Origin of the sequence: Streptomyces sp. NPDC051207, from assembly GCF_040682395.1 — a bacterium.
Lineage (GTDB): Bacteria > Actinomycetota > Actinomycetes > Streptomycetales > Streptomycetaceae > Streptomyces.
Genome location: NZ_JBFBAX010000009.1, coordinates 173,953 through 191,699, shown reverse-complemented (window position 1 = coordinate 191,699; position 17,747 = coordinate 173,953). Strand labels below are relative to the sequence as shown.

Genomic DNA, 17,747 nt, shown 5'->3' with positions numbered 1-17,747 from the left:
CCGTCCGCCCTCCCCTGGTCCCCAGCCTCGCGGTGTGGAACCCTCGCTCGCCGGGACGCGTTCCCGGGACAGGGGCGCGGTGGCGGCCGCACGCGGGGACGGCTTCAGGGGGGCGGCGGGATGAGGGAGTTGGTTCCCGGGGGCAACGTACCCCTGCCGGGGGGTGTCGTGACGGTCCGGGTGCCGGGGCCGTTCGACGTGTCGGCGCTGGTCACGGACGACGGCGGCAGGGTCCGTGACGACGGCGACTTCGTGTTCTACAACCAGCCGTCGGCGCCCGGGATCGCCCTGCGCGGCGACACGCTCCGCGTCGACCCGGCCGGGCTGCGGGCGGGCGCCACCCGGGTCACCGTGGCGGTCAGCCCCGCCGAGCCGGGCACGCCGCTGAGCGCCCTGCCCCCGCCCGCCCCGCAGGTGACCGACGCGCAGGGCCGGCCGGTCGCCCGGTTCGCGGCGCCCCGGCCGGGCGAGGAGACGGTACTGCTGCTGGCGGAGCTGTACCGGCGCGGCGACCGCTGGAAGCTGCGCGCCCTGGGCCAGGGGTACGCGGACGGGCTGGCGGGCCTCGCCCGGGACTTCGGCGTGGACGTCACGGACGACGCAACGCCGCCGGGAGCGGCAGCTCCCGGCACGGCAGCACCCGGTCCACCCGACACGGCAGCCCTCGGTTTCTCCAGCGCCGCCGCGGTCGTCCCCGGCGGGCAGGGCTTCCGCGCGCCGGCGCCCGTCCCGGACCCCGAGGGTTTCCTCGCCGTCGTCAACTCCGCCCGCGCCGCGGCCGGTTCACCGCCCGTGGCGCTCGACGCCCGCCTGATGTCGGCCGCGCGTGCGCACGCCGGGGCCATGGCCGCCGCCGGGCGGCTGAGCATCGAGAGCCGGGACGGCGTCTCCGTCCACCAGCGTGTCGTCACCGCCGGGTACGCGTATCTCACCGTCGGCGAGCACCTGGTGTCCGGGCCGCGCAGCCCCGCGGAGTTCGTGGCGTACTGCCTGCGCACCGAGCAGGCCCGGCGCACCCTGCACGACACGGGGTACGTCCACGCGGGGCTGGCGTACGCGGCGCGGGGGCCGTCCGGCGACACCTTCTGGACGGCGCTGTGGGCGACGCCCCTCACACCGGAGGGCCTGCGCCGGACGGTGACCGACGTCGTCGACCTCACCAACCGCGAGCGCGCCGCGGCCGGTCTGCCGCCCCTGGCCGTGGATCCGCTCCTCACCACCGCCGCGCAGGCGCACAGCGCGGACATGGTGGCCCGCGACTTCTACTCCCACACGTCCCCCGACGGCCGCAGACCGGGGGACCGGGCCGCCGCGGCGGGCTCCCCCCGGCGCAGCGTCGGGGAGAACATCGCCTGCGGCCAGCGCTCCCCCGCCGAGGTGGTGCGCGGCTGGATGAACAGCCCGGGGCACCGCGCGAACATCCTCGGACCCGGCTTCACCCACATCGGCGTGGGCTTCGCGGGCGGCGGGCGCTCGGGCACGTACTGGACGCAGCTCTTCGGCGGCTGAGGCCGACCCGCCCGGCGAAGGGCGTGACGGATCGCGGTCGTCCGGGACACGATGCCCGCATGAAAGGTGACCTCTTTTCCAGCGAGCACATGGTCCAGCCGGCGTCCGCGCCCGGCATGACCGTCGAGAACGCCAAGTGCATCAGGTACGTGGTGAACGGGGAGATGCTCGCCAGGCAGGGCGCGATGGTCGCCCACCGCGGCAGTCTCCAGTTCGAACGCAGGGGCCAGGGGGTGGGCGGCATGCTCAAGCGCGCGGTGACCGGCGAGGGGCTGCCGCTGATGGCGGTCCGAGGGCAGGGCGAGGCCTGGTTCGCGAACGAGGCGCAGAACTGCTTCGTCGTGGACGTCGAACCGGGCGACGAGTTCACCGTCAACGGCCGCAACGTCCTGTGTTTCGACGCCACGTTGTCCTACCGGATCTCGACGGTGAAGGGCGCCGGCATCACCGGCGGCGGCCTGTTCAACAGCGTGTTCAGCGGGCACGGCAGGCTGGGTTTGGTGTGCCAGGGCAACCCGCTGGTCATTCCGGTGTCGGCGCAGTACCCGGTGTACGTCGACACGGACGCGGTGGTCGGCTGGACCGCGGGGCTCCAGACGTCGCTGCACCGGTCGCAGTCCATCGGGTCGATGCTGCGCGGCGGTTCCGGGGAGGCGGTGCAGCTGATGCTGTCCGGCGAGGGATACGTGGTGGTGCGGCCGAGCGAGGTGACACCGCAGAAGACGCAGCAGCACTGAGACGGCGCCGTGCGGCGAGGTGCCGCTGCCGCGGGCGGGCTGCGGCGATCGCCGGGCCACCCGGTGCGGCGTGATCTCCGGGCGCCGCCGCGCACCGGAGTTGACCTGGGGGGCGTCACGGGTCAGGGTTCGAGGCGGCGCGTACGACCGCTCCGCGCCGGAAAGGTGACTGTCGTGATCGGCATTTCGGACGTCGAGGCCGCGGCCGGGCGGATCGCCGGGCATGTCGTCCGCACCCCGACCGTGCCGAGCCCGGGCCTGACCGCACTGCTCGGCGTCCCGGTGACGGCGAAGCTGGAGCTGCTCCAGCGGACCGGCTCGTTCAAGGCGCGCGGCGCGACGGCGAAGCTGCTGTCGCTGAGCGACGCGGAGCGGGCCGCGGGTGTCGTGGCGGTCAGCGGCGGCAACCACGGCATCGCCGTCGCGGAGATGGCCGCCGCGCTGCACGTGAAGGCCACGGTGGTCATGCCGCGCTCGGCGCCCGCCCGGGCCGTGCGGATCGCCGAGGCGGCGGGCGCGTCGGTGCGGCTGACCGACGGCATGGACAGCGCGTTCGCCCTCGTGACGCGCCTGCGCGACGAGGGCCTGACGCTGGTCCACCCCTTCGACGACCCGGTGGTGATCGCGGGCCAGGGCACCGTCGGCCTGGAGTTCGCCGAGGACGCCGGGGAGCTCACCGACGTCCTGGTCAGCATCGGGGGCGGCGGACTGATCGCCGGTGTCGCGGCGGCGCTGCACGCCCTCGGGCCCGGGGTGCGGGTCTGGGGCGTGGAGACCGAGGGTGCCGAGGCGATGTCGCGGGCGCTGAAGGCGGGCGGCCCGGTGCCGGTCGAGCTGTCGTCCGTCGTGTCGACGCTGAGCGCCCCGGCGGTCTCGCAGCTGACGTACGACCATGTGTCCACGCTGGTCACCGAGGTGCTGGTGGTCCCGGACCGGGAGGCCGTGCAGGGTTCCCTCGACCTGGCCGAGCACGCCAAGGTGTGGACCGAACCGGCCGCCGGCTGCCTGCTGCCCGCCGCGCGGCGGGTGCTGGAGCGGGTGGGCGACGAGGCCCGGATCGGACTGGTGGTGTGCGGCGGGAACGTGTCCACGGCCGACATGGCCGACTGGTCCGGGCGATTCGGCCTGTGCTGAGGGCACGGGCGGCACGCGGTGAACGGCGATGACGCCGGGCCGTTTCCCCGGGCCCGGGTCCGGGGACTCGGCACGCATGGTGCAAATCGGATACACGATGATGACCGAGCAGGCCGGTCCCCGTGACCTCGTCGACCATGTGGTGCGGGCCGAGGAGGTCGGCTTCGACTTCTCCGTGACCTCGGACCACTACTTCCCGTGGCTGCGCTCCCAGGGCCACTCGCCGTACGCGTGGAGCGTGCTGGGCGCCGCGGCCCAGGCCACCTCGCGCATCCCGCTGATGACGTACGTGACGTGCCCGACGATGCGCTACCACCCGGCGGTCGTGGCGCAGAAGGCGGCGACGATGCAGTTGCTGTCCGAGGGCCGGTTCCGGCTGGGGCTCGGCTCCGGCGAGAACCTCAACGAGCACGTCGTCGGTGGCGGCTGGCCGCCCGTCGACGTGCGGCACGAGATGCTCGAGGAGGCCGTGGAGATCATCCGGGCCCTGTTCGACGGCGGGCACGTCAATCACCGCGGCCCGCACTTCGACGTGGAGTCGGCCCGGCTGTGGGACCTGCCGGACCAGCCGCCGCCCATCGGCATCGCCGTGTCCGGGGAGCGCTCCTGCGCCCTCGCGGGCCGGCTCGCGGACCTGGTGATCGCGACGGAGCCCAAGGCGGGGCTGCTGGAGGCGTTCGACCGCAGCGGCGGCGAGGGCAAACCGCGCGTCGGCCAGCTGCCGGTCTGCTACGACCCCGACCGGGACACGGCGATCAGGCGCGCCCACTCCCAGTTCCGCTGGTTCGGCAGCGGCTGGAAGGTCAACTCCGAGCTGCCGCACCCGGATTCGTTCGAGGCGGCCACGCAGTTCGTCACGCAGGACGACGTCGCCGCCTCGATCCCGTGCGGCGACGACCCGGAGGCCTTCGTGGCGGCGGTCCGGCCGTACGTCGAGGCCGGGTTCACCGAGGTCGCCCTGGTGCAGATCGGTGGCGAGTCGCAGCCGGCGTTCCTGGACTGGTCGGAGAAGACCCTGCTGCCCGCGCTGCGGGACGCGTTCGCCTGACGCGGCACCCGCCGTCCGGCGACCGTCCGGGGCCGCGTCGTCGCGGGAGTTCTGGGGAAGTCACCGCGCGGCCCCCGGGAAATCCCCCGCACGAGTGAGCATTCCCGGGCTTCAGCGGGTACTGGGTTGGTTCCAGTCCGTACTCCGGGGAGGCCCGCGCTATGAACTCGTTCGTGCACAAGACCCTGGTGGCTCAGCTCCAGGCGGGCGAGACGGACCGCTTTTCGGTACTCGCCCACCTGAGCTACGACGCCGCCGACCCGTTCGCCGTCACCGCCGTGTTCAGCCACGACGGCCGGGTCCTCGCCGACTGGCGGCTGGACCGGGAGATGCTCTTCGAGGGCCTGCTCCGACCGGTCGGGGTGGGCGACGTGCGGCTGCGCCCCGTCTCGCAGGGCGTCTGGGACGAAGTGCGCATGGAACTCCTCGGCGACGCCCGGCCCGACGGCAGCCGGCAGCACGCCCTGGTGTTCTGGTGGGCGCCGGCGCTGGCGGCGTTCCTGCACCGCACCCACGAGATCGTGCCGCCGGGGCGGGAGCAGATCCGTATCGACGACTTCCTCGCCGACCTGCTCGCGGGCAGCTGAGACGGGCCTCTGAGACAGCCCAGGAACCTCTGAGAAATCCGGGAGAGGGGCGCCACCCGCTGGTACGGCTGGGACAAGGGCGCGGCCGGCCACCGTGGCCGGCCGCGCCCTTGTCATCGCGTCATCACTGCGTCGTGTACCGGCGGCGGGTCCACAGCGGAAGGGCGAACCAGCACAGCAGGTACCACAGCACCACGCCCGCGACGAGCCAGGGCACCGCCCCGTCGTGGGTGGCGACCCGCAGTATCAGCAGCAGTGACGCCGTCGTCGTGGCCAGCAGCAGCACCAGCCCCACGAACGTCAGCCGCGAGGCCCAGGTGACGGCCTGGGGCTTCACGCGGCGCCCGGAGACCAGGCGGTGCAGGGACACCGGCCCTATCAGGGCACCGGTGGCCGCCGCGCCCAGCACGACGGTGACGATGTAGATCGTCCGGTCCGTGCCGTCCAGCGTCGCGTACTTCGGGGTGAACACCACGGTGAGCAGGAAGCCGAACAGGATCTGCACGCCCATCTGGGCCACGCGGACCTCCTGGATGAGTTCCTGCCACATCCGGTCCGCCCGCTCCTCCTCGGTCTCGTTGCGGCCCCTCCGCATGACCCCGCCCCCTTGCGCGTCCGACACGTTTCCTCCTGGTCCGGCGATCTGACTGTCTGCCTTCCCGCGAGTTCCCCGTCAGCGCCGGAATCTGTCCTGCCGGTGGCCGGTTTGATTCCCCGGGCCGGGGTTACACGGCCCGCGGACGTGAGGACGCCTAACCGAGGAGGTCGTGGGCGATGCCCGGCACGCAGCTCACCGTGACACTGAGCCCGCAGGGCGGCGCCGCCGACGCGCAGGCGGTCGTCAGGGCCCTGGAGAGCGCCTTCGGCGCTCCGGACGAGGTACCGGCCGACGACCGGGCCACGGTCCACACCGCCACCTTCGCCGCCGACCCGGATGGCCGGTCCCCGGGCGACCGGCCCGCGGACGGCGGGGCACCCGTCGGCGCCGGCCGGCTGTCGGCGCCCGTGACGGTGACCGTGCAGGGCACCCCCGACGCCGTGCGCAGGGCGAGCGAGACCCTGGCCGGCGCGTTCACGACGCGCGACCAGGGAACCGCGTCCGGCGACCAGGAGCAGGAACGTCAACTGCTCCTGGAGCCGTGACGCCGGCCCGGAAAGCGACGTGCCCCCCGGCCGGAAGCCGGGGGGCACGTTTGCATGACCGGCGCCGCGTCTACCAGCGGCTCTCCACCTGAGCCCTGATCCGCCGCTCGTACAGGTCGCGGATCGCGCCGAGCGTCTCCTGCGGCAGCTCCGGCAGCTTCGCGGCGGCCGCGTTGGCGCGGGCCTGCTCCGGCGAGCGGGCGCCCGGGATGACGGTCGTCACGCCGGGCTGCTCGATGATCCAGCGCAGCGCCAGCTGGGCCGGGGTGTAGCCCTGCGGGGCGAGGGCGGCGAATTCGGCGGCGGCCTCGACGCCGGTCCCGTAGTCCACGCCGGAGAAGGTCTCGCCCTGGTCGAAGGCCTCGCCGTGCCGGTTGTACGTGCGGTGGTCGTTCGCGGCGAAGACGGTGTCCTTGGTGTACTTGCCCGACAGCAGGCCCGAGGCCAGCGGCACCCGCGCGATGATGCCGACGCCCGCCTCGCGCGCGGCCGGGAGCACCTCGCGCAGCGGCTTCATGCGGAACGGGTTGAGGATGATCTGCACGCTGGCCACGTTCGGCCGGGCGATGGCGGTCAGCGCCTCGGCGCAGGTCTCGACGCTCACTCCGTAGGCGGCGATGCGCTCCTCCTCGACCAGGGTGTCGAGGGCGTCGAACACCTCGTCCGTGGAGTACACGGGGGTGGGCGGGCAGTGCAGCTGTACGAGGTCGATGCGGTCGACGCCGAGGTTGCGCCGCGAACGGTCGTTCCAGGCGCGGAAGTTGTCCAGGACGTAGTTCTCGGGGATCTGGTCGACGCGGCGGCCCATCTTGGTGGCGACCAGCACGTGCAGGTCGGGCCTTCCGCTGAGGAACGCGGCGATGGTCTGCTCGCTGCGGCCGTCGCCGTAGACGTCGGCGGTGTCGAAGAAGGTGACGCCCGACTCGGCCGCGGCCTCCAGGACCGCCAGGGCCTCCTTGTCGTCGACGTCTCCCCAGTCGGCTCCCAGTTGCCAGGTGCCGAGTCCGACGACGGATGCGTGCTGGCCCGACCTGTGGAATGTGCGCTCGTCCATGGCGTCAGTGTGTCACCCGGTGCGCGACGGCGTGGAACCGCTCCCTCCGACAGGCCCGGGCACGCCGTCGCCCGGGTGAACCGCCCCGCCGTGGGAGGCCGGCGTGCGCGCCTGCACGGCCCGCGCGACCCTCGGCCCCAGCCAGCGCTTGAGGCGGCGCAGCGCCTCCACCCGCCCGGCCGCGCGGTCGACGCGGTAGTAGAGCCCGGGCGGTACGTACGGCAGCAGCGGCGAGTGGCGCTGGCCGAGGAGGGCGAACATGCGGTCGGGGGGCAGGTCGATGTACCGGGTGAGGTTCTCGTACCACTGGGCGCTGTGGCGGGCGGCGCTCTGGACGGGCAGCAGGGCCCGCAGCCGCTCGCGTTCGTAGGCGGCGAGGGCGTGCGGCAGTGCGGCGTGGTCGTGGAGCGCGCCGGCGAGGGCGGCGGCGTCCTCCAGGGCGAGGGTGGTGCCGGCGCCGACGGAGTAGTGCGTGGTGTGGGCGGCGTCGCCGATCAGGACGAGGTTGCCGCGGTGCCAGGTGCGGTTGGTGAGGGTGCGGAAGTTCAGCCACTGGGCGCGGATGTCGCCGCCGGAGCGGGCGATGAGCGGGTGGCCGTCGAGGACGTCGGCGAACAGGGTCTCCAGCAGGGCCAGACCGTCGGCCTCGGGGGCGCGGTCGAGGCCGAGGCCGGTCCAGGTCTCGGGGGCGCATTCCACGACGCAGGTGCTGCGGTCGGGTGCGTAGCCGTAGCCGTAGCACCAGATCCAGCCGTGTTCGGTCGCCACGAAGGCGAAGGTGAAGGCGTCGAAGACCTTGGTGGTGCCGAGCCAGATGTAGCGGTTGCGGCCGGTGGTGAGACGGGTGCCGAAGTGTTCGGCGTGGCGGGTGCGCAGCGCGCTGTGCACGCCGTCGGCGGCGACCACGAGGTCCGCGTCGGCGGGCAGGTCGCCGGGACCGGTGTCGCTCCCGTACTCCAGGTGGACGCCGAGGGCGCGGGCCCGCGCGGCGAGGAGTTCGAGGAGCCGGTGGCGGCCGATGCCGAAGCCCTCGTCGCCGCTGTGACGGGTCGTCAGGTCTCGTACGTGGGCCACGCCGTCGCTCCAGCGGACGGAGGCCCCGGCGAGGGCGCGGGCGGATGCGGGGTCGTGGGTGTGGAGTCTGTCGAGCAGCCCGCGCCAGTAGGTGACGCCCCAGCCGTAGGTGGAGCCCTCCGGGTTGCGTTCATGGACGGTGATGTGGTGGGACGGGTCCTGCCGCTTGAGCAGGATGGCCAGGTACAGCCCGGCGGGCCCGCCGCCGACGCAGACGACCTTCACACATACCCCCGCAATAGCCTCAAATCGGTCATGGGGGACGCAGATTAACAGCAGCGAGGTTCGCCGGACGACGCACGGCGACGGCGATTCGAGCGGCCGGTCACGGGTACCCGCGCCGGACCCGATCGCAGGACAACGACGAAGGAGGCGAAACCCTGTGTCGCAGGTCGAGGAATCCATTGAGGTCGGCGTGCCGGTGCACACCGCCTACAACCAGTGGACCCAGTTCGAGACGTTTCCCGAGTTCATGGACGGTGTCGAGCGCATTGAGCAGCGCACCGACACCCTCACGCACTGGGTGACGAACGTGAACGGCGTCCACCGCGAGTTCGACGCGGAGATCACGGAGCAGATCCCGGACGAGCGGGTCGCCTGGACGACGGTCTCCGGCGAGGCCAAGCAGGCGGGGGTGGTCACCTTCCACCGCCTGGACGACAGCCACACCAAGGTGATGCTGCAGATGGACTTCCATCCCGACAGCGTCACCGAGAAGGTCGGTGACAAGCTCGGGTTCGTGAAGCGGCAGACCAAGGGTGACCTGGAGCGCTTCAAGCGGTTCATCGAGCAGCGCGGTCAGGAGACCGGTGGCTGGCGCGGCGTGGTCGCCTGACCGGCCCGGCCGGTCAGGCGTCCGCCGTCCGGCACTCCGGGTGGCCCCAGCCCTGCGCGTTCTTGGCGATGGGTTCGCCGGCGGCGTAGCCCCGGCCGCACAGGCAGCGGCCGGGGAACTTCGCCTTGATCGTGCGCGAGGAGCCACCGCCGCGCTGCTTGGCCGCGGCCGGTCGGCGGCGCGGGGTCTTGGCCGGGACGTCCGGGGCGGGCGGCGGCTCCGGGGAGCCGAGGGCGCTGCCCGCGGGTTCCTGGATGCTCGCCGCCTGGCTCGCGGCGCGGTCGGCGAAGTCGTTGAGCCGGTCGCCGTCGACCTGGTGGGCGGGCACGTAGCGGAATTCCACCGAGCGCCCGTCGAGCAGTTCGTCGATGCGCACCACGAGGTCCTGGTTGGCGACCGGCTTGCCGGCGGCCGTCTTCCAGCCGTTGCGCTTCCAGCCGGGCAGCCAGGTGGTGACGGCCTTCATGGCGTACTGGGAGTCCATCCGGATCTCCAGCGGCACCGCCGGGTCCGTCGCCGCGAGCAGCCGCTCCAGGGCGGTGAGTTCGGCGACGTTGTTGGTGGCCCGGCCGAGCGGTCCGGCCTCCCAGCGCTCCGGGGTCCCGGAGCTGTCGGCGACGACCCAGGCCCAGCCCGCCGGACCCGGATTCCCCTTCGACGCCCCGTCGCAGGCGGCCACCACACGTTCACGCATGGATCCGATCATGCCATGGGCGGGCGCGGCGTCCGGCCGCGGGCGGGCAGCCTCAGCCGACGTCCGTCATCTGCGGCATCTCGCCCTCGGTCTTCGTGACGTCGATGACCGAGAAGTTCGCGCCCTGCGGGTCGCTCAGGGCGGCGAACCGGCCGAACGGGGTGTCCATCGGCCCGAACCGCAGCACACCGCCGAGCTCCGTGGCCCTCGTGACGGCCGCGTCGCAGTCCTCGACGGTGAAGTAGACGTTGATGTAGGGGCCCACCTCGGGCGGGAAGTCGTCCCCCATCCTCATGCGGCCCAGGACGCTGCGGTCGCCCAGGTCGTAGACGCGGAATTCCACGCCGGCGTCCTGCATCGTCTTCACCCGGTACGGGAAGAGGGCGGCCCAGAAGGGGTCGGACTTCTCGGGCTCGCGGGTGCAGACCTCCGCCCAGCAGTAGGCGCCGGGTTCGGCCATGGCGTCGAAGCCCTCGTGCCGGCCGGCCTGCCACACGCCGAAGACGACACCGCTCGGGTCGCGGGCCAGGCACATGGTTCCGTAGTCGGCGACCTGCATGGGCTCCATCAGCACCTCGCCGCCCGCCTCACGGACGCGCGCCGCCGTGGCCGCGGCGTCCTGCGAGGCGAAGTAGAGACACCACTGCGAGTGCCCTTCCTGCCCGGACATCGGTGGTACGACGGCGGCGACCGCCTTGCCGTCGACATAGGCCTCGGTGTAATTGCCGAACTCCGACGACGCCTCACCGAAGGTCCAGCCGAGGACGCCGCCGTAGAACCGCTTGGCCCCCTCGACGTCACGGAACATCGCGTCGGCCCAGCAAGGGGCCCCCTCAGGTTGTACCGCCATGACTGCGGCCTTTCGGGTCTCGATGGGTGGGTCCGTTTTTCACGCTAGTCACCCCCGGGCCGGGTCGCGCGCCGAAGGTTTCCCGGCCCGAACCGCGGGCGGCGGCCCGTCCCGGCCCTACTCCCCCGCGTACGCCTTCTCCAGTTCCGCGATGTCGATCTTGCCCATCGACATCATCACCCTGGTCACGCGGCCGGCCTTCTCGGCGTCCTGGCCGCCGATCATCTCCATCAGCCGGGTGGGCACGACCTGCCAGGACAGCCCGTACCTGTCCTTGAGCCAGCCGCACGGGCCGGGCTCGCCGCCGTTCTCGGTGAGCTTGTCCCAGTAGAAGTCGACCTCTTCCTGGTTGTCGCAGAGGATCTGGAAGGAGACGGCCTCGGTGAACGTGAACTGCGGGCCGCCGTTCAGCGCGACGAACCTCTGGCCGTTGGCGGTGAACTCCACGGTCATCACCGTGCCCGCCGGGCGCGGGCCGCCCTCGCTGTAGTGGGTGACGCCGTCGACGCGGGAGTTCTTGAACAGGGACACGTAGAAGTGGGCGGCTTCCTCGGCCTGGTCGTCGAACCAGAGACACGTGGTGAATCCGACGGTGGTCATGCCTGTCTCCTCGAAGACGGGTGCGGAACTCGGTCGCCTGTAACGACCGGGCCGCGCCGCGGAACTCATCGACCGACGGGCGGACAATGCGCGTGTAAAGGCCACACACCGGCAGGGACACCCCTGGCAGCACGGCCATGACCTCGTCCCGGGCGGCATCCGTCCGGCCCTTCCGTCTCGACGTGCCGCAGCGCGGCCTCGACGACCTGCCCGAGCGCCCGGACGGGACGCGATGGCCGGACGGGCTCGTGGGCCGTTGCCGGATCCGGCCGCGCACGGCGGCGATCCCGCCGACGCCTCCCACGTGGTGCTGCCGAGCATCCCCGGCTTCGGGCTGTCCGCGGGCCGTCCGGCCGCTCTGCCCGTGGCGAATCTGCCGCGGGCCGAGAAATGCCCGGCCGGGGCCGCACCGGGCCGACAGTGGAGAGCGCCGCGCCGACCAGGGCGCCGCGACCAGCCTCCACGACTCGACAAGGAGCGCCGATGTCTCCATTCACCGCCGGCCCGGTGCCGGTCCCGCTGCCGCGGGCGCAGGAGGGCGACACCCCGCCGACCCGGTTCGACGACCACCTGGCGGCCCAGCTGCTCGCACAGCGCATCGTGCTGCTCGGCACGCAGGTGGACGAGGTGTCCGCCAACCGGGTCTGCGCCCAGCTGCTGATCCTGTCGGCGGAGGACCCGCGCACCGACATCGCCCTGTACATCAACAGCCCGGGCGGCGCGGTGCACGCGGGTCTGGCCATCTACGACACGATGCGGCTCGTCCCGAACGACGTCTCCACGCTCGCCATGGGCTTCGCCGCCAGCATGGGCCAGTCCCTGCTCAGCGTCGGCACGCCCGGCAAGCGGTACGCCCTGCCGAACGCGCGGATCATGATGCACCAGCCGTCCGCGGGCATCGGCGGCACCACCGCCGATGTCGAGATCCAGGCGCAGAACCTGGAGTTCACCAAGCGGACCATCGAGCGGATCACCGCCGAGCACACCGGGCAGAGCCCGGAGACCATCTCCCGGGACGGCGACCGGGACCGCTGGTTCACGGCCGAGGAGGCCAGGGAGTACGGCATGGTGGACCGGGTGGTGGAGTCCCTCACGGACGTCCGCCCGGCCTCCTCACGACGCAGGGCGGGGCTGTAGCCATGGGGACGTACACGATTCCGAACGTCGTCGAGCGCACCCCGCAGGGCGAGCGGTCGTACGACGTGTTCAGCCGGCTGCTGTCGGAGCGGATCATCTTCCTCGGCACCGAGATCGACGACGGCGTCGCCAACGTCGTCATCGCGCAGCTCCTCCACCTGGAGTCGTCGGCGCCGGAAAACGAGATCGCGGTCTACATCAACTCCCCCGGCGGCTCGTTCACCTCACTGATGGCGATCTACGACACGATGACGTTCGTGCAGGCGCCCATCTCCACGTTCTGCGTCGGGCAGGCGGCGTCCACGGCGGCCGTGCTGCTGGCCGGCGGGGACCCGGGGCGGCGGTTCGTGCTGGAACACGCGCGCGTGCTGCTCGGGCAGCCGGCCAGCGGCGGCCGGCAGGGCACGGTGTCCGACCTGACACTCCAGGCCAAGGAGCTGGTACGGATCCGCTCCCAGGTGGAGGAGGTGCTGGCGCGCCACACGCACCACGACGTGGCGACGCTGCGCGCGGACATGGACCGCGACAAGGTGTTCACCGCGCAGGAGGCGGTGGCCTACGGCCTGGCCGACGAGGTACTGAGCCGGCGCCTCGTGACGAGGTGAGGCGCCGGCCCGGCTACGTCGGTGGCCGGGTCACGCGGCCAGGCAGAGTCCGCCGCGGCGCGGGGCGGACGGGGCGCGGCTGCCGGCCGCCAGTGCGACGAGAGCGCTTGTGGCGGACGTGGTGCTGCTTCCGGTGACGGACGTCACACGGCTGCCGGGTGTCCGGCGTGCGGTGATCCGGGCGAGTTCGCCGTGGGCCCGTGACAGCAGGTCGGCGAGGCTCAGGCCGAGGGCGCGGGCGGCGGCCGCGAGGACCTCCGAGGAGGCCTCCTTGCGGCCCCGCTCCACCTCCGACAGGTACGGCATGGAGATGCGGGCGGCGTCGGCGACGTCCTTGAGCGTGCGTTCCTGGGCCAGGCGCTCCTGGCGCAGGACGTCGCCCACCAGGTCGCGCCACAGGGGTTCCTTCGGGGCGGGAGCCGACGGCACGGGGCGCGGTACGGGGGGCCTCTGCCCGGACGGCCCCGGCTCCGGGGAGGCCGGGCGCAGCGGGATGACGCGGCGGGCGTGGTTCGTCGCTTGGTTGCTCACCCCTCAAGCCTAGGAGTCCCGTACCGTGAGGGAAGGCGTGGGCGTTCCGCCCTGGGTGAAGCCCGGGCACGCGGAGCGGGCCCTCGTGCGCGGCCCCGCGAAAACCGGGGGGCATGTCCTGGCGAAGCCTGGGTACGCGCTCCGGGGGAAGCACCCAGGCAGACGTCATGCCGAGACTTTTCGTGGGGAGAGGCAATGGACACCGCCGTGATCCGGCCGGAGGTACAAGGCGATGCAGAGACCGCCGGGACCAGGACGCAGGACGGGAAGCTGCCGGGAGTCGAGGACCCGCGGGCCGTGGCGCCGCGCGATGCGCGCGAGCTGTCCCGCCAGTTCTTCCGTCGGCTGACGGAACTCGAAGAAGGCACGCACGAGTACCAGTACGCGCGCAACACCCTGATTGAGATGAACATGTCCCTCGTGCGGTTCGCCGCGGGCCGGTTCCGGGGCCGCGGCGACGACATGGAGGACATCGTCCAGACCGGCATGATCGGTCTGATCAAGGCGATCGACCGGTTCGAGCTGGCGCGCGAGGTGGAATTCACGTCGTTCGCGCTGCCGTACATCGTCGGCGAGATCAAGCGTTTCTTCCGCGACACGACGTGGGCCGTGCACGTGCCGCGCCGGCTCCAGGAGCTGCGTGTCGAGCTCGCCAAGGCCCGTGAGGAACTCGCCAGCCGGCTGGACCGCGAACCGACGGTCGCCGAGCTGGCCACGCTGCTCAACATCTCGGAGAACGAGGTCGTCGAGGCGCAGATTGCCGCCAACGGCTACAACTCCTCCTCCCTGGACGCCGCCCTGACCGGCGACGGGCCGGAGAACGGCGAGGCGGTCCTCGCCGACTTCATCGGCGTCGAGGAGGACGGGCTGCGGCTGGTGGAGGACTTCCAGTCACTGGCGCCGCTGATGGCCGAGCTGAGCGAGCGGGACCGGCAGATCATCCACATGCGGTTCGTGGAGGAGGCGACCCAGGCCGAGATCGGTGAACGGCTCGGCTGCTCGCAGATGCATGTGTCCCGCCTGATCAAGCGGCTCATTTCACGGTTGCGCGAGGGAATGCTGGGCGAGCTGGGCTGCGCCTGAGGAAGGACCGCGTCGGGCGGGGCCGCTGTCGGCGTGCGGCTGCGCCCGGCGCTCTTGCGTGCCCGGGGGCGTTGATCTCGTGAGGTCGCGCAGGCCGGTGGTCACATGATCGCCGGCCTTCACCCATGTGACGGGGCGATGTGGTGCGGCGGCCCCTGAGCTGTGGTGGGGCCATGTGGTGCGGGGCCGTATGGTGCGGAGGCCCCTGAACGTGCTCAGCAGGCCGGCTCGGCAGGCCGGGGAGCCCGCTCAGCCCGCCAGTTCCAGCGTGGCGCGCACCCGCTTGCCCACCGGCACCCGCTCGACGGCGACCTGCTGGGTCAGCGCGTGGACGATCTCCAGGCCGTGCCGGCCGATCCGCTCGGGATCGCGCGGGAAGCGCCGCGGCAGCGCGGCGCTGCTGTCGTAGACGAGGACGGTCATCGCCGCGGCGGTGCCCTCCAGCTCCAGGATGTACGGGCCGTTGCTGTGCCGGTCCGCGTTGGTGACCAGTTCACTCACCACCAGGAGCACGGCGCCCTCGGTCCGCTCGTCTATGCCGGCGCACCACTCGTTCCTGAGCTGCTCCAGGAACTGCGCCGCGAAGGCCCGGGCCTCGGCTATGCAGCCGGGCTCGCCGGTGTAGTGCGCCGCCCGCCGAAGCGGTTCCACGGGCACGTCGAAACCAGTCGGTATCACTGTCCCGCCCACATGCTGGGTCATGCGTTTCTCTCTCGGAAGCCGGCCAGGCCGGACACTACTGCAACTCTGCTCGTACCCCGTGCGCGCCAGCGCAGTCCCCACCGCGCGGCCGAGCCTGCTGCCAGGGGCATCTTCCCATCGGTACGGGGCACCCGGGAGGTCCGGTGGGAAAGGCGTGCGATGGACGAACTCATGGCCGCGCGAAGCCTGACGACCCGCCCCGCGGTCACGCTGGGCGGAGACGCCGTCGGGCAGATCAAGGAAGCGGTCTTCGACGGCCGCGCCGAGCGGATCGCGGGGTTCACGCTGAGCGGCCTCGGCCTGCTGTCGGGCTCGCTGAAGCACGGCCTGCCGTGGCCTGCGGTCCACTCGCTCGGCCACGACGCGGTCATGATCCGTGACCCCCGGCGGCTGGTGCGCTCGGACGTCGTCGCCGCGTACGGCGGGCCGCTGCGCGGGCGGCTGATCGGCGCGCGGGTCCGTACGGACGACGGCGACGAGGTCGGCACGGTGCTCGACGTGATCGTGGTGGGCGGCACGAGCGGCCGGGTCGTGGGTTTCCGCATAGCCGGGGCGCGGACGCTGCCGCAGCTGTCCGGACGCCGCCACCGCCAGATGTACCTGCCGCGCGGCGATGCGGTCACCGTCTCCGGGCGGACCCTCGTGGTGGAGTCCGACGTGACCCGTTTCGTGGCGGACGACCTGCCGGCCTTCGCCACGACGGCCGGCGCGTTCCGCCGGTCCCGGAAGGGCTCGCCGTCGTGATGCTGTTGACGCAGGTGCGCGGCCTGCCGGTGCGCGGTCCTGACGGGGACGCCGAGGTGGGCGTCCTGCTGTCGCTGACCGTCGACGCCGCCTCCGGCACGGTGACGCATCTGCGCGTGCGCACCGGCCCGCTCGGGAAGAAGGTCCTGCCGTGGTCGGCGCTGCGGTCCTTCGGGCCCGACGCCGTGCTGGTCGACGCGCGCCGCTCCCCCGACCCGGTGCCGCCGCACCACGACCTCCTGGACCGGACGGTCCTCACCGACACGGGCGAGCGGCGCGGCACAGTCCTGGACGCCGCGTTCGACGAGAGCACCGGCCGCGTCGAGGCGGTCTTCACAACCCTCGGCGAGGTGCCGCCGGGCCGGCTGGTCGGGCTCGGCGACTACGCCCTGGTCGTCCTCGCGGACTGAGCGGGTCCGGTCACAGCGCCGGTCCGGTCACAGCACCGGGGAGCTGCCCGGCCGCTCGGCACCGGAGCCGGGCGCCGACTGCGGTGTGTCGGGCGCGGGCTCGGACAGCGGGGGCGAGTCGCCGGGCGGGGACTCCTCGGGTGCCGGTGAGCCGGGCGACTCGGGCTCGGAACCGGGCGGCTCGGAGCTGGTCCCGTCGGTCGGCGGGGAGGTCTCGTCGTCGGGCTTGGCCGGTGACGACGGTGTGGTGATGCTCGCCGAGGGGGTGGTCCGCTCGGCCGGGGGTTCGGTCTCGCGGTCCTTCGTACCGGTGTCACCCTTGTGCCGGGTGAACCAGGTGCCGTTCTCGACGTCGTAGACGACGAAGGCCTTGACCGGCTGCTTCGCGGGCGCGACCGCGACGACGCCGGCCGGGTTGTACGACGGCCAGCTGTCACCGGTGCGGCGCGGTGTGCCCTGCTGGGCGACGGGCGGGGTCAGCGGGTTGCCGCAGGCGCAGCGGACGCGGGGCCGGCCGCGGTCGTCGATGAGGACGGCGGTGCCCGCCTGGAGGACGGCCTGGTAGCTGGTGGCGGCGCCGTCGCGGTAGCCGTGGTTGGTGACGCGGGTGTCGATGCGCAGCTGTACGGGGGTGAGGGAGCGCAGATGGGCCGGTACGCCGGAGGGGGCGACGCCGGCGACGGAGGCGAACGCCCTGTTCTTCGCGGCGTCCGCGCGCAGGGCCTTGATCTGCTTCTCGACGTCACAGGCGGCGGCGTTGCGCGTGCCCCCGTACAGGCCCGGCTCCGCGCCGTCCACGCCACGGACCGCGTTCGCGGGCGGCGACTGGGTGGTCGGGGACGGGGTGGCGGGCGGCGCCGAGTCGTCCTTGGCCGTGGACGCGGTGAACGGGTCGGGGCCGGACTTGCCCGCGGCCTGGAGGAAGATCTCGCCGCCCGCCTCGCCCGGGCCGCCGCCGGGGCGGCTGAAGACCACAGCGGCGATCACGACGGCGACGACGACCGCGGCGATGGTCGCCACCCGTGGCACGGACCGCCACCAGGGCCTGCCGGGACCGGGCGGCTCGCGGTGGGCGCCGCCGGACGGGGGCGGCGGTCCGGAGGGCGGCTGCGCCGGCGGGCCGGACGGCGGGGGCTGGGCGGTGGGCGGCTGCGTCGGCGGGCCGGACGACGGCTGGGCGGGGCCCTGGGAAGGACCGGACAGCGGGCCGGAAGGGGGTCCTGTGGGGCGGCCGGATGATGGCGGTTCGGCGCTCATCGAGCTCTTCTTC

At 73.0% G+C, this 17,747-nt stretch carries 21 protein-coding genes and 1 pseudogene; 13 read left to right on the top strand and 9 right to left on the bottom strand.

The features are described from left to right. Positions 1 to 120 precede the first annotated feature (120 nt). From AB0M97_RS12305 to AB0M97_RS12285, 5 genes are all read left to right on the top strand, one after another. On the top strand, positions 121 to 1,509 hold the full coding sequence (locus tag AB0M97_RS12305; RefSeq protein ID WP_365960728.1) for a CAP domain-containing protein: 1,389 nt from the start codon (positions 121 to 123) through the stop codon (positions 1,507 to 1,509). Positions 1,510 to 1,568: 59 nt separating this feature from the next. Further along, on the top strand, positions 1,569 to 2,246 hold the full coding sequence (locus AB0M97_RS12300; protein WP_365960727.1) for an AIM24 family protein: 678 nt from the start codon (positions 1,569 to 1,571) through the stop codon (positions 2,244 to 2,246). 174 nt (positions 2,247 to 2,420) lie between these two features. Continuing rightward, positions 2,421 to 3,380, top strand: a complete 960-nt coding sequence (locus tag AB0M97_RS12295; protein ID WP_365960726.1) for a threonine/serine dehydratase — start codon at positions 2,421 to 2,423, stop codon at positions 3,378 to 3,380. Between the two features lie 76 nt (positions 3,381 to 3,456). Beyond that, positions 3,457 to 4,428, top strand: coding sequence for an LLM class F420-dependent oxidoreductase (locus AB0M97_RS12290; protein WP_365960725.1), 972 nt, complete (start codon positions 3,457 to 3,459; stop codon positions 4,426 to 4,428). A gap of 161 nt (positions 4,429 to 4,589) precedes the next feature. Then, complete coding sequence (locus tag AB0M97_RS12285; RefSeq protein ID WP_365960724.1) at positions 4,590 to 5,015, top strand: SsgA family sporulation/cell division regulator; 426 nt, start codon at positions 4,590 to 4,592, stop codon at positions 5,013 to 5,015. A 124-nt stretch (positions 5,016 to 5,139) separates the two neighbouring features. Here AB0M97_RS12285 and AB0M97_RS12280 read toward each other — a convergent pair whose 3' ends face one another. Continuing rightward, positions 5,140 to 5,610 carry a DUF6328 family protein gene (locus AB0M97_RS12280; RefSeq protein ID WP_365960779.1) on the bottom strand — a complete coding sequence of 157 codons (471 nt, stop codon included), beginning with the start codon at positions 5,608 to 5,610 and terminating at the stop codon, positions 5,140 to 5,142. A gap of 179 nt (positions 5,611 to 5,789) precedes the next feature. Between AB0M97_RS12280 and AB0M97_RS12275 the strand changes: the two genes are divergently transcribed. Further along, entirely contained in the window at positions 5,790 to 6,158 is a 369-nt protein-coding gene (locus tag AB0M97_RS12275) for a hypothetical protein (RefSeq protein ID WP_365960723.1), read from the top strand. 70 nt (positions 6,159 to 6,228) lie between these two features. Here the strand turns inward: AB0M97_RS12275 and AB0M97_RS12270 are convergent, their stop codons facing one another. Both AB0M97_RS12270 and AB0M97_RS12265 read right to left on the bottom strand, forming a co-directional pair. Beyond that, positions 6,229 to 7,212, bottom strand: a complete 984-nt coding sequence (locus AB0M97_RS12270; protein WP_365960722.1) for an aldo/keto reductase — start codon at positions 7,210 to 7,212, stop codon at positions 6,229 to 6,231. Positions 7,213 to 7,224: 12 nt separating this feature from the next. Beyond that, a complete protein-coding gene (locus AB0M97_RS12265; RefSeq protein WP_365960721.1) occupies positions 7,225 to 8,511 on the bottom strand; it encodes an FAD-dependent monooxygenase in 1,287 nt (428 codons plus the stop codon). 157 nt (positions 8,512 to 8,668) lie between these two features. On the opposite strand from AB0M97_RS12265, the gene AB0M97_RS12260 reads away from it, so the two are divergent. Beyond that, entirely contained in the window at positions 8,669 to 9,121 is a 453-nt protein-coding gene (locus AB0M97_RS12260; protein WP_365960720.1) for an SRPBCC family protein, read from the top strand. Positions 9,122 to 9,134: 13 nt separating this feature from the next. Here AB0M97_RS12260 and AB0M97_RS12255 read toward each other — a convergent pair whose 3' ends face one another. From AB0M97_RS12255 to AB0M97_RS12245, 3 genes are all read right to left on the bottom strand, one after another. After that, the gene (locus AB0M97_RS12255; protein WP_365960719.1) at positions 9,135 to 9,827 is read right to left on the bottom strand and encodes a ribonuclease H; all 693 of its coding nucleotides are present in this window, start codon (positions 9,825 to 9,827) and stop codon (positions 9,135 to 9,137) included. A 40-nt stretch (positions 9,828 to 9,867) separates the two neighbouring features. Further along, the gene (locus AB0M97_RS12250; RefSeq protein ID WP_365960718.1) at positions 9,868 to 10,665 is read right to left on the bottom strand and encodes a VOC family protein; all 798 of its coding nucleotides are present in this window, start codon (positions 10,663 to 10,665) and stop codon (positions 9,868 to 9,870) included. A gap of 117 nt (positions 10,666 to 10,782) precedes the next feature. Continuing rightward, positions 10,783 to 11,265 (bottom strand): VOC family protein, encoded by a 483-nt coding sequence (locus tag AB0M97_RS12245; RefSeq protein ID WP_365960717.1) that lies wholly within the window; start codon positions 11,263 to 11,265, stop codon positions 10,783 to 10,785. Positions 11,266 to 11,402: 137 nt separating this feature from the next. Here AB0M97_RS12245 and AB0M97_RS12240 point away from each other — a divergent pair. The 3 genes and pseudogenes from AB0M97_RS12240 to AB0M97_RS12230 form a co-directional block, all read left to right on the top strand. Next, positions 11,403 to 11,605, top strand: a pseudogene (locus AB0M97_RS12240) (hypothetical protein); the annotation flags it as partial. 143 nt (positions 11,606 to 11,748) lie between these two features. Continuing rightward, on the top strand, positions 11,749 to 12,402 hold the full coding sequence (locus tag AB0M97_RS12235; RefSeq protein WP_365960716.1) for an ATP-dependent Clp protease proteolytic subunit: 654 nt from the start codon (positions 11,749 to 11,751) through the stop codon (positions 12,400 to 12,402). A 2-nt stretch (positions 12,403 to 12,404) separates the two neighbouring features. Next, positions 12,405 to 13,007, top strand: a complete 603-nt coding sequence (locus AB0M97_RS12230; RefSeq protein ID WP_365960715.1) for an ATP-dependent Clp protease proteolytic subunit — start codon at positions 12,405 to 12,407, stop codon at positions 13,005 to 13,007. Positions 13,008 to 13,037: 30 nt separating this feature from the next. On the opposite strand, the gene AB0M97_RS12225 is transcribed toward AB0M97_RS12230, so the two are convergent. Further along, entirely contained in the window at positions 13,038 to 13,538 is a 501-nt protein-coding gene (locus tag AB0M97_RS12225) for a helix-turn-helix transcriptional regulator (protein WP_365960714.1), read from the bottom strand. Positions 13,539 to 13,733: 195 nt separating this feature from the next. On the opposite strand from AB0M97_RS12225, the gene AB0M97_RS12220 reads away from it, so the two are divergent. After that, the gene (locus tag AB0M97_RS12220) at positions 13,734 to 14,621 is read left to right on the top strand and encodes an RNA polymerase sigma factor SigF (RefSeq protein ID WP_365960713.1); all 888 of its coding nucleotides are present in this window, start codon (positions 13,734 to 13,736) and stop codon (positions 14,619 to 14,621) included. Between the two features lie 249 nt (positions 14,622 to 14,870). On the opposite strand, the gene AB0M97_RS12215 is transcribed toward AB0M97_RS12220, so the two are convergent. Next, positions 14,871 to 15,323, bottom strand: a complete 453-nt coding sequence (locus AB0M97_RS12215) for an ATP-binding protein (protein WP_365960712.1) — start codon at positions 15,321 to 15,323, stop codon at positions 14,871 to 14,873. 159 nt (positions 15,324 to 15,482) lie between these two features. Here AB0M97_RS12215 and AB0M97_RS12210 point away from each other — a divergent pair, with 159 nt between their 5' ends. Together AB0M97_RS12210 and AB0M97_RS12205 are read left to right on the top strand one after the other, a co-directional pair. Then, positions 15,483 to 16,067, top strand: a complete 585-nt coding sequence (locus AB0M97_RS12210; RefSeq protein ID WP_365960711.1) for a PRC-barrel domain-containing protein — start codon at positions 15,483 to 15,485, stop codon at positions 16,065 to 16,067. Beyond that, positions 16,067 to 16,477: a PRC-barrel domain-containing protein gene (locus AB0M97_RS12205; protein ID WP_365960778.1), complete on the top strand. Its 411-nt coding sequence runs from the start codon at positions 16,067 to 16,069 to the stop codon at positions 16,475 to 16,477. The genes AB0M97_RS12210 and AB0M97_RS12205 overlap by 1 nt, the downstream gene beginning before the upstream one ends. 27 nt (positions 16,478 to 16,504) lie before the next feature. On the opposite strand, the gene AB0M97_RS12200 is transcribed toward AB0M97_RS12205, so the two are convergent. Further along, on the bottom strand, positions 16,505 to 17,734 hold the full coding sequence (locus AB0M97_RS12200; protein ID WP_365960710.1) for a DUF6777 domain-containing protein: 1,230 nt from the start codon (positions 17,732 to 17,734) through the stop codon (positions 16,505 to 16,507). Between the last annotated feature and the right edge of the window lie 13 nt (positions 17,735 to 17,747).

Coding starts and splice junctions, on each gene's coding strand:
- AB0M97_RS12305 (WP_365960728.1), top strand. CDS start 121: ATGAGGGAGTTGGTTCCCGGGGGCAACGTACCCCTGCCGGGGGGTGTC.
- AB0M97_RS12300 (WP_365960727.1), top strand. CDS start 1,569: ATGAAAGGTGACCTCTTTTCCAGCGAGCACATGGTCCAGCCGGCGTCC.
- AB0M97_RS12290 (WP_365960725.1), top strand. CDS start 3,457: ATGGTGCAAATCGGATACACGATGATGACCGAGCAGGCCGGTCCCCGT.
- AB0M97_RS12285 (WP_365960724.1), top strand. CDS start 4,590: ATGAACTCGTTCGTGCACAAGACCCTGGTGGCTCAGCTCCAGGCGGGC.
- AB0M97_RS12280 (WP_365960779.1), bottom strand. CDS start 5,610: ATGCGGAGGGGCCGCAACGAGACCGAGGAGGAGCGGGCGGACCGGATG.
- AB0M97_RS12275 (WP_365960723.1), top strand. CDS start 5,790: ATGCCCGGCACGCAGCTCACCGTGACACTGAGCCCGCAGGGCGGCGCC.
- AB0M97_RS12270 (WP_365960722.1), bottom strand. CDS start 7,212: ATGGACGAGCGCACATTCCACAGGTCGGGCCAGCACGCATCCGTCGTC.
- AB0M97_RS12255 (WP_365960719.1), bottom strand. CDS start 9,827: ATGATCGGATCCATGCGTGAACGTGTGGTGGCCGCCTGCGACGGGGCG.
- AB0M97_RS12250 (WP_365960718.1), bottom strand. CDS start 10,665: ATGGCGGTACAACCTGAGGGGGCCCCTTGCTGGGCCGACGCGATGTTC.
- AB0M97_RS12245 (WP_365960717.1), bottom strand. CDS start 11,265: ATGACCACCGTCGGATTCACCACGTGTCTCTGGTTCGACGACCAGGCC.
- AB0M97_RS12235 (WP_365960716.1), top strand. CDS start 11,749: ATGTCTCCATTCACCGCCGGCCCGGTGCCGGTCCCGCTGCCGCGGGCG.
- AB0M97_RS12230 (WP_365960715.1), top strand. CDS start 12,405: ATGGGGACGTACACGATTCCGAACGTCGTCGAGCGCACCCCGCAGGGC.
- AB0M97_RS12220 (WP_365960713.1), top strand. CDS start 13,734: ATGGACACCGCCGTGATCCGGCCGGAGGTACAAGGCGATGCAGAGACC.
- AB0M97_RS12215 (WP_365960712.1), bottom strand. CDS start 15,323: ATGACCCAGCATGTGGGCGGGACAGTGATACCGACTGGTTTCGACGTG.
- AB0M97_RS12210 (WP_365960711.1), top strand. CDS start 15,483: ATGGACGAACTCATGGCCGCGCGAAGCCTGACGACCCGCCCCGCGGTC.
- AB0M97_RS12205 (WP_365960778.1), top strand. CDS start 16,067: ATGCTGTTGACGCAGGTGCGCGGCCTGCCGGTGCGCGGTCCTGACGGG.
- AB0M97_RS12200 (WP_365960710.1), bottom strand. CDS start 17,734: ATGAGCGCCGAACCGCCATCATCCGGCCGCCCCACAGGACCCCCTTCC.